Raw genomic sequence first — 14,258 nt, forward strand, 5'->3', positions numbered from 1 at the left:
TGCTAATTCAAAAAAAATGCATATTTTTGCAACCTCATTTTATGGACAAGTTTAGAAACTACGAAGTTGTATTTTCCGGACTGAAGGAAGGGAAGCACAAGTTCCAATTTGAGATAAATAAAGCGTTCTTTGAACTTTTTGAGACTGAACAGGACTTCACAAATCCCAGGATTACAGCCGAAGTGCTGATGGATAAACACTCCACGTTTCTGGAATTCTGGATTAAAACAGAAGGCGTGGTAACGCTGGTTTGCGACATCACGAATGAAGAATTCGACCACCCGATTGAGAACGAAATCAAAGTTTTGGTGAAATTTGGTGAAGTGTATGACGACAGTGACGAAGATGTGATCACCATACCAAGTACAGACCACGCATTCAATGTTGCGCAGCTGATTTATGAAGATGTAAGCTTGTCGATCCCGATGAAGAAAGTGTCGCCAAATGTAGATAACGAAGATTTGGAAATCCTGGAAAAATACAGTCCAAAAGAGACAGAAGATCAAGCCGGTGAAGAAGAAATTGATCCGCGCTGGGAAGCCTTAAAGAAATTAAAAGACAAAAATTAAAAAAAAAAATAGTTTAAATATGGTGAGATGATGAATCTCATCGCTCATCAAAAAAATTATTAAAAATGGCACATCCAAAGAGAAGACAGTCGAGCACAAGAAGAGACAAAAGAAGAACTCACTATAAAGCGGAAGTTCCTCAATTGGCCAAAGATGCAACAACAGGTGAGCTGCACTTATACCACAGAGCACACTGGCACGAAGGAAAACTTTATTACAGAGGAAAAGTAGTAATGGAAAAACAAACTGAAACTAGCGAGGAGAACTAGAAATAGTTTAGAAAACCTTCATTTTCATACAAAAAACCACTCATTTTTATAAAATTTGAGTGGTTTTTTGTTGATTTTTTGTAATTTTGAAGAATATTCAAATAACAAATTATGGACATTAGAGACATACAAAATTTAATCAAATTTGTGTCTAAAGCAGAAGTTTCTGAAGTAAGATACAAAACGAAAGATTTCGAAATCACGATTAAAACTCCGCTTGGCAACGACCCGGTAAGCTACGTTCCACAACCGGCAGTATACCAAACTGCTCCATATGCAGCAGCTCCGGCTCAGCCTACAGCTCCGCAGGCAGCGGCTCCGGCAGCAGAAAAAGCTGAGGCAGCAGCTGATGAAAGCAAATACATCACCATCAAATCACCAATGATCGGTACATTCTACAGAAAACCAGCCCCAGACAAGGACGTTTTCGTAAACGTAGGCGATTCTGTAACTGAAGGAAAAGTGGTTTGCGTCATCGAAGCGATGAAACTTTTCAACCAGATTGAGTCCGAGGTTTCCGGTAAAATCGTAAAAATCCTTGTGGATGATGCTACGCCTGTGGAATATGACCAGCCACTGTTCCTTGTAGATCCATCTTAATCGGAATTTTAAATTATAAATTATAGATTTTGAATGTAATGCATTTAAAATCAATTTAAAATTCAAAATTTACAATTTAAAATTTCTAAAAAGATGTTCAAAAAAATATTAATTGCCAACCGTGGTGAGATTGCGATGCGTGTACTGCGCACGTGCAAAGAAATGGGAATAAAGACCGTAGCGGTATATTCCACTGCCGACAAAGACAGCCTCCACGTAAGATTTGCAGATGAAGCCGTGTGTATAGGCCCTGCAATGAGCAAGGATTCCTATCTGAAAATTCCAAACATTATCTCTGCCGCGGAAATCACCAATGCAGACGCAATACATCCGGGTTACGGCTTTCTTTCAGAAAATGCCAATTTCTCCAGAATCTGCCAGAAAAACGGCATTAAATTCATCGGCGCAACTCCTGAACAGATCGAAAAGATGGGCGATAAAGCCAACGCGAAAGCAACTATGAAAGCGGCCGGCGTTCCGTGTGTTCCAGGTTCTGACGGGCTGATTGAATCATACGAAGACGCAGCAAGAATTGCCGAAGAAATCGGTTATCCGGTAATGATCAAAGCCACTGCAGGCGGCGGCGGTAAAGGTATGAGAGCCGTATGGAAAGCCGAAGACCTTAAGGACCACTGGGAATCTGCAATACAGGAAGCTGTAGCAGCCTTTGGAAACGGCGGTATGTATATGGAAAAACTGATTGAAGAACCGCGCCACATCGAAATTCAGATTGCCGGCGATCAGTTCGGGAAAGCATGCCACCTTTCAGAACGAGACTGTTCCGTACAGCGTAGAAATCAGAAACTTACAGAAGAAACTCCCTCTCCGTTCATGACTGATGAACTTCGTCAGAAAATGGGCGACGCTGCAGTAAAAGCTGCGGAATTTATTGGCTATGAAGGTGTTGGAACCATAGAATTTCTGGTGGACAAGCACAGGAATTTCTATTTCATGGAGATGAATACCAGAATCCAGGTAGAGCACCCGATCACAGAGCAGGTTATTGATTATGACCTAATTAGAGAACAAATTTTGCTTGCAGCAGGAACCCCAATCTCAGGAATTAACCATTTCCCAAAACTACATTCCATCGAATGTAGGATTAATGCGGAAGATCCTTACAACGATTTCAGGCCAAGCCCAGGGAAAATCACAAGTCTGAACATTCCCGGAGGACACGGAATCCGTATAGATACTCACGTTTACAGTGGTTACACTATTCCTTCAAACTATGATTCCATGATCGCAAAAATAATTACCACAGCGCAAACCAGAGAAGAAGCGATTGCTAAAATGAAACGCGCGTTGGAGGAGTTTTATGTAGAAGGTGTAAAAACCACGATCCCGTTCCACAGGCAGCTGATGGAAGATCCGGATTACGTTGCCGGAAACTATACCACGAAGTTCATGGAAACTTTCGTGATGGACAGAAAATACGACCATTAAATAAAAACCGTCTTTCAAAAGGCGGTTTTTTAATCATTTACCTTAAATTTGTCAAAAAGTAAAAAGCAAAAAGATGTCAGCAGAAACACAGCAAAAAAACGCACAGTATTTTATTGATTTAGAGGATAAACACGGCGCCCACAATTATCATCCACTTCCGGTAGTTTTGGAACGGGGTGAAGGCGTGTACGTTTGGGATGTGGAAGGCAAAAGATATTACGATTTTTTATCAGCTTATTCTGCTGTAAATCAAGGGCATTCTCACCCTAAAATTGTGGACGCATTAGTGAAGCAGGCACAAACTTTAGCGCTGACTTCAAGAGCTTTTTATAACTCAAAATTAGGTGAATACGAGAAAAAAGTCACTTCTCTTTTCGGTTTTGATAAAGTTTTACCAATGAATTCCGGTGCAGAAGCCGTTGAAACCGCGATAAAACTTGCCAGAAAATGGGCTTACGAAGTGAAGGGCGTTCACGGTAACAACGCTAAAATCATTGTTTGCGAAAACAACTTCCACGGCAGAACAACAACAATCGTGTCGTTCTCAAATGATCCGGATGCGCACAACAACTACGGGCCATTCACACCTGGCTTCGTTAAAATTCCCTACAATGATTTAAAGGAGCTTGAAACCGTACTGGAAAAAGATGCCGAAAACATCGCAGCGTTTTTGGTAGAACCAATTCAGGGTGAAGCGGGAGTTTACGTTCCTGATGAAGGTTTCCTGAAAAAAGCGTCAGAACTTTGTAAAAAATATAATGTGCTTTTTATCGCTGACGAAGTACAGACCGGCATCGCCAGAACCGGACGCCTGATTGCGTGCCACCACGAAGATGTGCAGCCGGATGTTCTGATTTTAGGAAAAGCACTTTCTGGCGGTATGTACCCTGTTTCTGCAGTTTTGGCTAATGACAATATCATGAAAGTGATCCATCCTGGACAGCACGGTTCCACTTTCGGTGGAAATCCTTTAGCATGCGCTGTCGCAACTGCCGCTTTGGATGTGGTAGAAGAAGAAAACCTTTCAGAAAGAGCTGAAAAGCTGGGTGAAAAGTTCAGAAATGAAATCAAAAAAGTCATTGAAAAATCGGATCTGGTTCATTCGGTTCGCGGGAAAGGTTTGCTTAACGCCATCATTATCAACGATTCACAGCACTCACCAACAGCATGGAACCTTTGCCTCGCTTTAAAAGAAAACGGACTATTGGCAAAACCTACCCACGGCAACATCATCCGCCTTGCACCACCTTTGGTAATTACTGAAGAACAACTGATGGAATGTGTAGCAATCCTTGAAAAAACGATTGTGGAGTTTAAGAAGTAATTCCCGGATGAAAAAAAGAATTATTCTTGGTTTACCGACAGACAACAGTATAAACTCCGCAATACAGTCGAACTTAGAAAACCTTGATTTCGAGGTAATTAACGTAAGTTTTGACATTACAAATTTTAAATACAAAAATTTCGGCCAAAGAATTCACAATTTTTTCAGGAAAACATTTTTGAAAGACAAAAATTTCAAAAAAAGACTTAAATACAATAATCACAGGCAAGAACTGGAAAATCAGCTAAACCATTTACATCCTAAGGCGGATTATGCACTCCTGATCAGACCGGACATTTATCCCACAGAGTTCCTGGAAAAAATCAAACAAAAAGTGGGTAAAATGTATGGTTATCATTGGGACGGGCTGGCGCTTTATCCGCTTACCAGAGATGTAATTCCTTATTTTGACAGCTTTTATGTCTTTGATCCGAAAGATTATCCGCATCCGGAATTCCCTAATGTAAAACCGACAACAAATTTCTACATTGATCATGTAAAGACAAAGGAAAACCCCGAAAACGATATCTACTACATCGGATTCATGATGAAGAAGCGGATGCCGTCGATTTTGCGTTTGCTTGAAAAAATTGAGCCGCTGAATCTAAAGCTCGACGTCAACCTGTTGACGAAGGATTTAGCAAGCACTTCGGGATTAAATAAAAACATAAATTTCTTTACTGAACCGATGACTTATCAGCAAAACCTGGAAAGCATGATGAACTCAAAAGTCATTCTGGATTTTCTTGACAGTTCACATGGCGGACTTTCACTAAGGACTTTTGAGGCTGTCGGTTTTGGTAAAAAACTCGTAACCAACAATCCTTCCGTTAAATATTACGATTTCTACAATCCTGCAAATATTTTTGTCTGGGATGGTGAAAATCCTTACGGCATCGAAGAATTCCTCCAAAAACCATACGAAAAACTGCCTGAACAGATTGTTAAGAAGTATGGCTTTACGAACTGGATTAATTATATTCTCGAGATTGGACCTCATCAAAGAATCGAATTCCCTGCCGAGCTGATCAATTCTTAAAAAGGATTTTTGTCCAAGTGTGAAAATTGTCATTTGCTGCCATATTCTCCAGCCTCTGGAAAGCATTTTCTGCTAAATCGTTTCGAAGATTTTCATTAAGAATTACTTTTTCAATATTGGCAGCGAGTTTCTCTGCATCATTTTTTGGTGACACAAGACCGGTTTTACCATGAATCACCATATCTTTTGCGCCACCATCGCTGTCGGTGATCACCATTACATTTTTCTGGACGATTGCCTCGGCAACGCCCATCGGGAAACCTTCACAATTTGAAACGTTAAGGGATACTGCACTTCTTGCAAGTATCTCGTCCACGTTCGACACAAAACCCGGAAAATCAACATTATTGATATTTTGTTCTTTGCAGAAGTTTTCCATTTTTTGTCTTAAACTTCCGTCGCCCAGAATAACGAGTTTCCAGTCAGGAAATTTATTGGCTATCAAAGCCCAGGCTTTCACCGCCAGGAAGGCATTTTTATGTTTGTTCTCAAGCCTTGAGACCAATGTAATGAGTTTTTCTTTTGCAGAAACAGTACCGTTTAAAATGATTGGATTACGAACGACTTTTAATTTTTTTGCAATATTTTCATCATTTTTAAAAATAAATTTCATTTCGTCTGCCGAACCGTGACTTACGCAAAATACTCCTTCTTCAGAATTTTGAATGAATTTTTTAATCTTTTTTTTCTTGAAAGGGTAAGTGATTTTTGCGAAAAGAACTTTTTCTAAATTTGGTTTGTTCGCCTCAGAATATTTCCTGAGGTATGCGTAAGGCGAACCGTGATACTGTGGGTATGCTTTGCAGCCAGCAGCTTTTGCGCCTCTCAGAACCTCCAGTGCTATGGTCATATTATCGGCCTGAAAAATAAGATGCTTAATATCCTTTTGCTTAAGATAAGCTATCAGCTCATCAGCAAAAAATTTCTTACCCGTATTATTTTTATCGAAGATTTTTAATTCAGAATTTTCAGGATAATTCATTGATGGTTTCCCAATTCCTGATTTCAGCGAAAGCAGATAAAGGTTTTGAATTCCGTTCACCAGAAATTGCGACATAAGATTTGCCGTAACACGTTCTACTCCGCCAGCTGCCGAGTAATCTATCACGAAAAAACCGATGTTTACATTCTTATGCCGGCTTAAATCCATTTAAAATTTTAAATTGAATCAAAAATAAATATTTTTGCCTAAACTTACCTCATGACTGCATCGCTGATTATCGCAACTTACAACTGGCCCCGTGCTTTAAAGCTGGTTTTGGAAAGTGCCTTAAAGCAAACTGTTCTGCCGGATGAAATACTGATTGCAGATGACGGATCAACCTCAGAAACTAAAAATTTAGTTGAGGAATTTCAGCAAAAAACATCATTGCCCATACACCACATTTGGCATGAAGATGATGGTTTCAGGCTCTCAGAAATAAGGAACAAAAGCATAAAAGCTGCTAAAAGCGACTACATTATACAGGTTGACGGCGACACAGTTCTTCATCCAGATTTCGTGAAAAACCATCTGCATCTGGCAGAAACAAACACTTTTCTTTCAGGTTCAAGGGTTTTGCTAAGTGAAGAAGTGAGTAAAATTGCTGAACAGGAAATCCTGATAAAATTTTCACCATTTTCCAAAGGCATTAAAAACCGGTTTAATGCCACTTATCTTCCTTTGTTAAATGTTTTCAGAAAACCAAAAAACGAACCTCTGGAAAAACTGATCTTCCAAGTGCGTGGCTGCAATATGAGTTTTTGGAAAAAAGACCTGCTGGAGGTCAATGGCTACAATGAAGACATCAGAGGCTGGGGCCGTGAAGATTCAGAAATAGCACTCAGACTGTTAAAAAAAGGCGTTGGGTTCAAGAAAATCAAGAACGCTGCCATCCAATATCACCTTCATCATAAGGAAGCGCCAAAAAATCAACTGCCTTTCAACGATCAGCTTTTAAACGAAGCGAAAAAAATGAAAGCTTTTACCACCAGAAACGGCATTGAAAAACTTTAAACAATTTCATTCACAGTTCTAAAGTTTTTAAAATCAATAATTCTTAAATTTGCTGCTTAAAATTTTAAGTATGGGTAAAGTGAGGGTGCGTTTTGCGCCGAGTCCTACGGGACCTTTGCATTTAGGCGGAGCGAGGACTGCTTTGTATGATTACCTTTTTGCAAAAAATAAAGGTGGTGAATTTATTTTGAGGATTGAAGACACCGATACTGCAAGATATGTGGAAGGTGCCGAAGATTATATTATGGAAGCGCTGGAATGGTGCGGCATTATACCCGATGAAAGCCCTAAACACGGCGGAAACTATGGCCCGTACAGACAAAGTGAAAGACGGGATATCTACGAAAGATACACCGAGCAAATCTTAAAAACCGATTACGCCTACATCGCCTTCGACACTCCGGAAGAACTGGATGAAATCCGTAAGGAATATGAAGAAAAAGGCGAAGTTTTCGCCTATAACAATTATACCAGAAACCGCCTGAAAAACAGTTTGACGCTATCGGAGGAAGAAGTTGGTGAACTTCTGCAAAAAAAAGTGCCTTATGTGGTACGCTTCAAGATGCCGGTAGACAGGATTCTGCAGCTTGAGGATATTATCCGAGGAAATTTCTCCGTAAATACCAATACACTGGATGACAAAGTTTTGGTGAAAAACGACGGTATGCCGACGTACCATTTTGCGAATATTATCGATGACCACGAGATGAAAATTTCCCATGTGATTCGCGGCGAAGAATGGCTTCCTTCTTTAGGATTACACACTTTGCTTTACGAAGCGATGGGCTGGGAAGCTCCACAATTTGCACATCTTTCCCTGATTTTGAAGCCGGAAGGCAAAGGAAAACTGAGTAAGAGGGATGGCGACAAATTCGGTTTCCCGGTATTTCCACTGAATTTTACTGACAGCGAAACTGGTGCTGTTTCCAAAGGATACAGGGAAGAAGGATATTTCCCGGAGGCATTTATCAACTTTCTGGCACTGCTGGGCTGGTCGCCTTCTGATGATAAAGAAATCCTGACTTTGGATGAAATGGCGAAAGAATTTGATCTTTATAAAGTTCATAAAGCCGGGGCACGTTTCAGCAAAGAGAAAGCAGAATGGTTCAATCACCAGTACCTTCAAAGGAAATCTGATGAGGAAATTTTGGAACTTTTGAAAAATTTTGAAGAACTTGAAAACACAAAAATTTCAGACGAAAAGCTTCTGAAAATCATTTCACTGATGAAGGAAAGAGCCACTTTCGTGAAGGACATTTTTGAAAGCGGAAAATTCTTCTTTCAGCGACCGGTTCATTATGATGAAAAAGCATCAAAAAAAGCTTGGGGCACCGAAACTTCTGAAACTATGACAGCTCTTTCTGCAGAACTGGAAAAGTGGGACTTTGAACCGGAAACTCTGAAGCAAAACATCCATGATTTTGCGGAAAGCAGATCCTTGGGTATGGGAAAAGTGATGATGCCTTTGCGTCTGGCTTTGGTTGGCGAACTGAAAGGTCCGGATGTTCCCGATATCCTGCATATTTTAGGTAAGGATGAAAGCCTTACCCGGATTAAAAATACCGTTAATCATATGGGCTAATTCAGCATTATTTTATAAATTTGAAGGATAATTTCGCAAGAAACAGATGGAATATTTAGAATTTGAACAACCCATAAAAGAACTGATGGAGCAGTACCAAACCTGCTCAATGGTTGGTGAAGAAAGTGGTGTAGATGTGAAACTGGCCTGCAGCCAGATCGAAGACAAGATTAATAAAAAAAAGAAAGAGATCTACGGAAACCTTACACCATGGCAGACGGTGCAGCTATCAAGACATCCGGACCGTCCGTATACTTTGGACTTTATAAACGGGATTGCAGATAAAGGAACCTTTCTCGAGCTTCACGGTGACAGGTCTTACGCAGATGATCAGGCGATGGTTGGCGGACTTGCTAAGATCGACGGGAAAAATGTCATGTTCATCGGAACTCAAAAAGGGCGCACCACCAAAGAAAGGCAGATCAGGCGTTTTGGGATGCCAAATCCTGAGGGCTACAGAAAAGCTCTGAGACTGATGCAGCTGGCTGAAAAATTTAAAATTCCGGTAATAACATTTCTGGATACTCCGGGTGCTTATCCGGGTTTAGAGGCTGAAGAGCGAGGCCAGGGTGAAGCCATTGCCAAAAATATTTACGAAATGGTGAAGCTGAAAACTCCGATTTTCACTTATGTCATTGGTGAAGGAGCCAGTGGCGGTGCACTGGGAATCGGTGTTGGGAACAAAGTTTATATGCTTCAGTACACCTGGTATTCGGTAATTGCTCCGGAAAGCTGCTCATCAATCCTTTGGAGAAACTGGGACCATAAAGAAGATGCTGCCAATGCGCTGAAACTAACACCGGCCGATATGCTGAAAAACAAGATCATTGACGGCATTATTGAGGAACCGCTTGGCGGCGCACAATACGATCCGGAAGTTGCTTACCAGAATGTGAAGCAGTCTATTCTTCACAATATCAAGGCCTTCAGTAAATTTACAGAGCGGGAACTGATAGAGCAAAGACAGGAAAAATTTATCGCTATGGGCGAATTTAAAGGTTAAGATCAATTATCATTAATATAAAAACCGGCGCAAATTTCTGCGCCGTTTTTGTTTTATTTAGTTCGCGTGTTCAGGGTAATCTCCGTATCTTTCTGGATATTTTTGACCGATGAATATTTGGCATCACAGACCGAAGTCGTCAGAGTATATGTACCTTTCGGAACCAGAATATAATTGTCATTGTTCGCAGGCACGGTAAGGTTATAGAACTTTCTCCCGCTGATTTTTACGATCAGGTTGCATTTCGATCTGTTCCTGATGTGGATGTAGGCATCTTTTTTATTGGGATCGTTATTGAAGAGATGCGTCAGCAGTTCCGCGGTTTTCTTATTTTTTTCGCTTACAGTTCCATCTTTCGCTACGTCTTTTTTTATGGCTGTCGCCACCTCCTTTTTATTGATGGGCTGCACGGTCGGTTTTGCAACTGCAGGTTTATCGCTGTTGATCATTGCGTAGAGCTTCCGCTTAAACTCCGGCGTTCTCTGATGGTTAGGATTATACTTAATGAAATTAGCGACAACTTTCGGGTCATCTGTCTTTTCAACCTGCGCTACAGTGTAGTTCTGAGCAGTAATATGAAGGCTTAAGAAAAAGGTAGGAACGTAAAAAATTTTCTTCATCACAAGGTCTAATTGTTCAAATTTTATAATTAAATAACGCAAAAAGCACCCTTTTAGTTTACACAGAATTTATTATCTTTGCAAGGCTCAAAAACAGAGCCAATATACCAAAACTTTCAATAAAAAAATCTAAAATATGTACACACCAGTAGCTGCAGATGTAGCAAAATTAAGAAACACAACAGGTGCAGGAATGATGGACTGCAAAAAGGCTTTAGTGGAAGCCGAGGGAGATTTCGAGAAAGCAATTGAAATCCTTAGAAAAAAAGGACAGAAAGTTGCTGCCAACAGAGCTGACAGAGAATCTACTGAAGGTGCAGTAATCGCTAAAGTAAATGCTGATAACACTAAAGGTGTGATCATCGCCCTAAACTGTGAGACCGATTTCGTGGCGAAAAACGAAGATTTCGTAAAACTGGCTCACGACCTTGCAGAACTGGCTTTAGGAAAAACTAAAGAAGAATTCCTGGCTTCTGATTACAAAGGAATCAGCGTTGCTGATAAACTTACTGAGCAAACAGGTGTAATCGGTGAAAAAATCGAGGTTGGTTCATTCGAAACTATCGAAGGTCCGTTCCTTGGTTCATACATCCACGCAGGTAACAAAATTGCTGCGATCACTTCCCTTTCCGACAATGTAGCGGGTGCTGAAGAAGCTGCAAAAGCAGTATCAATGCAGGTTGCAGCGATGAACCCAATCGCTCTTGATGAAACTAAAGTATCACAGGACACTATTGACAAAGAACTTGAAATCGAAAGAGATCTTTTGATTAAGGAAGGGAAGCCAGAGAACATCATCGACAACATCCTGAAAGGTAAAATGCAGAAGTTCTATAAAGAAAACACCTTGGTACACCAGGCATTCATCAAAGACGGAAACCAGTCTGTAGCTGACTACGTTAAAACCGTAAACGGCGACCTGAAAGTTGTTGGTTTCGTAAGAGTTGCATTAGCTTAATCTCTCTGAAAATATTTATTAAACTCTGTCCTCGGGCAGAGTTTTTTTGTTTTAATAACCTAACTTTGCTTCCCCAAATATTTTGAACTTGAGAAATATTTTTACTTTTTTCCTGATTCTGTTTTCCCTGTTTTCCTCTGCACAGATGGATACGGAGCATTGGTTTGCACCTATGTTCAGCAATTATAAATCAGCTGCGAACTATCAGGCGGTTTACCTTTCCACCTCGGAAACTACACCTTTCCCGGTTAAAATCTACAGTGGCAACAACCTCCTCGGAACAGTCAGCTTAAGTAAAGGCGCACCACAAATTTTCGAAATTCCGAGGCAGTATATCATCACTGAAGATGTAAGCGAAGTTTCCACGATTCAACAAAAGGGATTGCATTTGGTTGGTGACAAAAAATATTTTGCAACTTTAAGATTTTCTGTTCACAATCACGCAGAAATTGTTACTTCAAAAGGAAAAGCTGCACTCGGGCAGGAATTTTTTATTGGTATGCCGAGACTCAATGCAACGGTATCATCCAACTATACAGCGAACATCTTAGCAGTTGAAAATGGCACTACCGTTACGCTTTCAGGATACCTCAGCGGACTAATTTTTACCAATGACAGCACCATCAGCAGCACCAAAACCGTAACCCTCAACAGTGGCGAGTCTTATATTTTTGATGTTGATGAAGGAACAAATGAAGCATTGGATGGTTTGATTGGCGCTAAAATTACTGCAGATAAGCCAATCTCAGTTTCCAACGGCAGTTTCAGCGGGAGAATGGCCGAAACTGGAGTTGATATCTTCATGGACCAGTCAGTGCCCGTTGAGAAAACCGGAAAAGAGTTTATAATAATGGGCGGAAACGGCAATTTTCCGAAGTCAGAAATTGAATCCACGCTCATCATTGCGACTAAAGACAATACCGATGTTTACCTGAATAATGAAACTACAAAATACGCCAATATTCCAAAAGCAGGAGGCTATATCTTCATTCCAAGCGATAAATATCAGGATTTGGATGGCGCCAACAACATCTACGCGCTGTATGTTAAAAGTACGGACAATGTCTATGTTTACGGTATTTTAGCGGGCAGCCGCGATCAGGAAATGCCTTCTGGAGGAATGAATCTTATCCCTGCACTTTCCTGCTTTCTACCTTCAAAAATAGATGAATTGAGTGAGGTCAACCGTCTGCCTTTAACTTATACTGGGCCCCAAAGCAGTGTTCGGTCTGAAGAATATCACAATGTAAAACTTAATATTTTAGCGCAAAAGGGAGCATCTGTAAACGTAAACGGGTCTACTTCCGGTTTATTAGGGCCATTCAAGGTGGATGGTTCTGCAGACTGGGAAGTTTTCACTTTGTCCGGTGCTTCAGGAAACCAAACCATTGAAACAACTGATGACAAAGCGATTACTGCAGGAATTGCCGGAGGCTCCGGTCCTGCAGGGTTTGGAGGCTATTTTGCGGGATTCAGCTCCATTCCTTCTATTTCAAAAATTGGCGATTGTGCCCGGGGGCAGATGCTTGAAGTTGATGATTTTTATAATGAATACAAATGGGAATACAGTACTGATCAAATAAACTGGACTATTTTACCGGATACCGGCTACCAGATCAATCCCGGAAAAAACTTTGGTTATTACAGGGTTACAGTAACTAAACTTTCATGTTTACCGGCACAAACCACAAAAAATTTTAAATACTTGAAATGCCCGACCTACAGCAATTCTGAGTTTACTGCTGGCGCCTGCAACACGATCACGATTGAACCGATTTTTACCAAAAATCCTACATGGAAGGCAGATCCCACCAAAACGGCTATTATTATGAAGCCTTCTTCTGGAAAGGCTTATGTCGGAGCAGATGGCAAAATTTATTTTGAAGCTGAAAACACCACCGACGAACAGGTGAAATTCACATATTATCTGGAACAGCAAGGCACGGAATTCCCTGAGTATGAAGAAATAACTGTTACGGTAAATATCTTCCAGATAAAGCCGAAAAACACGGAAATTACTGAATGTATTGATTATAGCGGGAAAGGATATTTTAACCTGAAAAAATCTTTTGAACCAGCCAATGTCAACTCAAATTATACCGGTTTTGAATATTATACCGATGCTGCATTTTCGCCGCAAAGCAGGATTCCCGACAGTGAGATTTCAAATTATTACTCGGCTCCGGGCAAAACTGTTTATGTAAAAATCTCAGATATTTACAGCTGCGACAACCGCCTCAACCCCGGAAAAATTCAGTTAAAAACTTATGAACTGCCACAAGTAAAGTCCATTGACGTAAAAGGTGAAACTTCGGCAATTATAGAAATTGAAAAGGGAAGAAAGCTCTATTCTATCGCCGTAAAAAAAGGCAAACATACGCAAAACGATTTGCCGCCCGATTTTGCTTATCAGCAGTTTAATACAGACCGGGCAAACATTGAAATAAATGGCGGAAGAGGGTTCTACACCGTATTTATAAAATCTGCTGATAACTGTCTCCCGGTGATAAGCTATTTTACGGTGATTGCTGTAAATAATGTACTTACACCAAACGGAGACGGCTACAACGATTCCGTGGAAGTCCCGGAACTGCACAATAAAATAAATCCGGTATTCCAGATATATGACCGTTATGGCAAAAAAGTGTTTGAAGGAAATACCCTGAACAATTTCACCTGGACGGGCAAATCAGGAGGTTATAACCTTCCGACCGGAACGTATTGGTACTACATGACCTGGCAGGATTATGACGGGGCTGAAAATGATTCACTTCAGGGTTGGATCCTGCTTAAAAACTACTGATGCTTAAAAATTTAAAGAAAGTTCTACTACTTTCCGAAGTTTTGTTTTT

General features: G+C 40.6%; 13 protein-coding genes. 11 read left to right on the forward strand and 2 right to left on the reverse strand.

Translation table 11 applies throughout. The annotated features are described in order from the left end of the window. Window positions 1-41 precede the first annotated feature (41 nt). From CKV81_RS06465 to CKV81_RS06490, 6 genes are all read left to right on the forward strand, one after another. Window positions 42-569, forward strand: a complete 528-nt coding sequence (locus CKV81_RS06465) for a YceD family protein (RefSeq protein WP_095071608.1) — start codon at window positions 42-44, stop codon at window positions 567-569. Between the two features lie 65 nt (window positions 570-634). Beyond that, window positions 635-838, forward strand: a complete 204-nt coding sequence (rpmF, locus tag CKV81_RS06470; RefSeq protein WP_095071610.1) for a 50S ribosomal protein L32 — start codon at window positions 635-637, stop codon at window positions 836-838. Window positions 839-949: 111 nt separating this feature from the next. Continuing rightward, window positions 950-1,438, forward strand: a complete 489-nt coding sequence (gene accB, locus CKV81_RS06475; protein WP_095071612.1) for an acetyl-CoA carboxylase biotin carboxyl carrier protein — start codon at window positions 950-952, stop codon at window positions 1,436-1,438. A 93-nt stretch (window positions 1,439-1,531) separates the two neighbouring features. Beyond that, window positions 1,532-2,884: an acetyl-CoA carboxylase biotin carboxylase subunit gene (accC, locus tag CKV81_RS06480; protein ID WP_095071614.1), complete on the forward strand. Its 1,353-nt coding sequence runs from the start codon at window positions 1,532-1,534 to the stop codon at window positions 2,882-2,884. A gap of 73 nt (window positions 2,885-2,957) precedes the next feature. Then, entirely contained in the window at window positions 2,958-4,208 is a 1,251-nt protein-coding gene (gene rocD, locus CKV81_RS06485; RefSeq protein ID WP_095071616.1) for an ornithine--oxo-acid transaminase, read from the forward strand. Window positions 4,209-4,215: 7 nt separating this feature from the next. Continuing rightward, window positions 4,216-5,247 carry a hypothetical protein gene (locus CKV81_RS06490; protein ID WP_095071618.1) on the forward strand — a complete coding sequence of 344 codons (1,032 nt, stop codon included), beginning with the start codon at window positions 4,216-4,218 and terminating at the stop codon, window positions 5,245-5,247. On the opposite strand, the gene CKV81_RS06495 is transcribed toward CKV81_RS06490, so the two are convergent. Beyond that, a complete protein-coding gene (locus CKV81_RS06495) occupies window positions 5,237-6,397 on the reverse strand; it encodes a glycosyltransferase (RefSeq protein ID WP_095071623.1) in 1,161 nt (386 codons plus the stop codon). The genes CKV81_RS06490 and CKV81_RS06495 overlap by 11 nt on opposite strands. A gap of 51 nt (window positions 6,398-6,448) precedes the next feature. On the opposite strand from CKV81_RS06495, the gene CKV81_RS06500 reads away from it, so the two are divergent. From CKV81_RS06500 to CKV81_RS06510, 3 genes are all read left to right on the forward strand, one after another. Further along, complete coding sequence (locus tag CKV81_RS06500) at window positions 6,449-7,243, forward strand: glycosyltransferase family 2 protein (protein WP_095071625.1); 795 nt, start codon at window positions 6,449-6,451, stop codon at window positions 7,241-7,243. A gap of 70 nt (window positions 7,244-7,313) precedes the next feature. After that, window positions 7,314-8,825 carry a glutamate--tRNA ligase gene (gene gltX, locus CKV81_RS06505; protein ID WP_095071627.1) on the forward strand — a complete coding sequence of 504 codons (1,512 nt, stop codon included), beginning with the start codon at window positions 7,314-7,316 and terminating at the stop codon, window positions 8,823-8,825. A gap of 46 nt (window positions 8,826-8,871) precedes the next feature. Then, window positions 8,872-9,828 carry an acetyl-CoA carboxylase carboxyltransferase subunit alpha gene (locus CKV81_RS06510; protein ID WP_095071630.1) on the forward strand — a complete coding sequence of 319 codons (957 nt, stop codon included), beginning with the start codon at window positions 8,872-8,874 and terminating at the stop codon, window positions 9,826-9,828. A gap of 53 nt (window positions 9,829-9,881) precedes the next feature. On the opposite strand, the gene CKV81_RS06515 is transcribed toward CKV81_RS06510, so the two are convergent. Further along, window positions 9,882-10,448: a DUF6759 domain-containing protein gene (locus CKV81_RS06515; RefSeq protein WP_095071632.1), complete on the reverse strand. Its 567-nt coding sequence runs from the start codon at window positions 10,446-10,448 to the stop codon at window positions 9,882-9,884. Between the two features lie 136 nt (window positions 10,449-10,584). Between CKV81_RS06515 and tsf the strand changes: the two genes are divergently transcribed. After that, window positions 10,585-11,406 carry a translation elongation factor Ts gene (tsf, locus tag CKV81_RS06520; RefSeq protein ID WP_095071634.1) on the forward strand — a complete coding sequence of 274 codons (822 nt, stop codon included), beginning with the start codon at window positions 10,585-10,587 and terminating at the stop codon, window positions 11,404-11,406. Window positions 11,407-11,494: 88 nt separating this feature from the next. After that, window positions 11,495-14,209, forward strand: a complete 2,715-nt coding sequence (locus CKV81_RS06525; protein ID WP_095071638.1) for a T9SS type B sorting domain-containing protein — start codon at window positions 11,495-11,497, stop codon at window positions 14,207-14,209. Window positions 14,210-14,258 lie beyond the last annotated feature (49 nt).

Source organism: Chryseobacterium taklimakanense (assembly GCF_900187185.1).
GTDB lineage: Bacteria > Bacteroidota > Bacteroidia > Flavobacteriales > Weeksellaceae > Planobacterium > Planobacterium taklimakanense.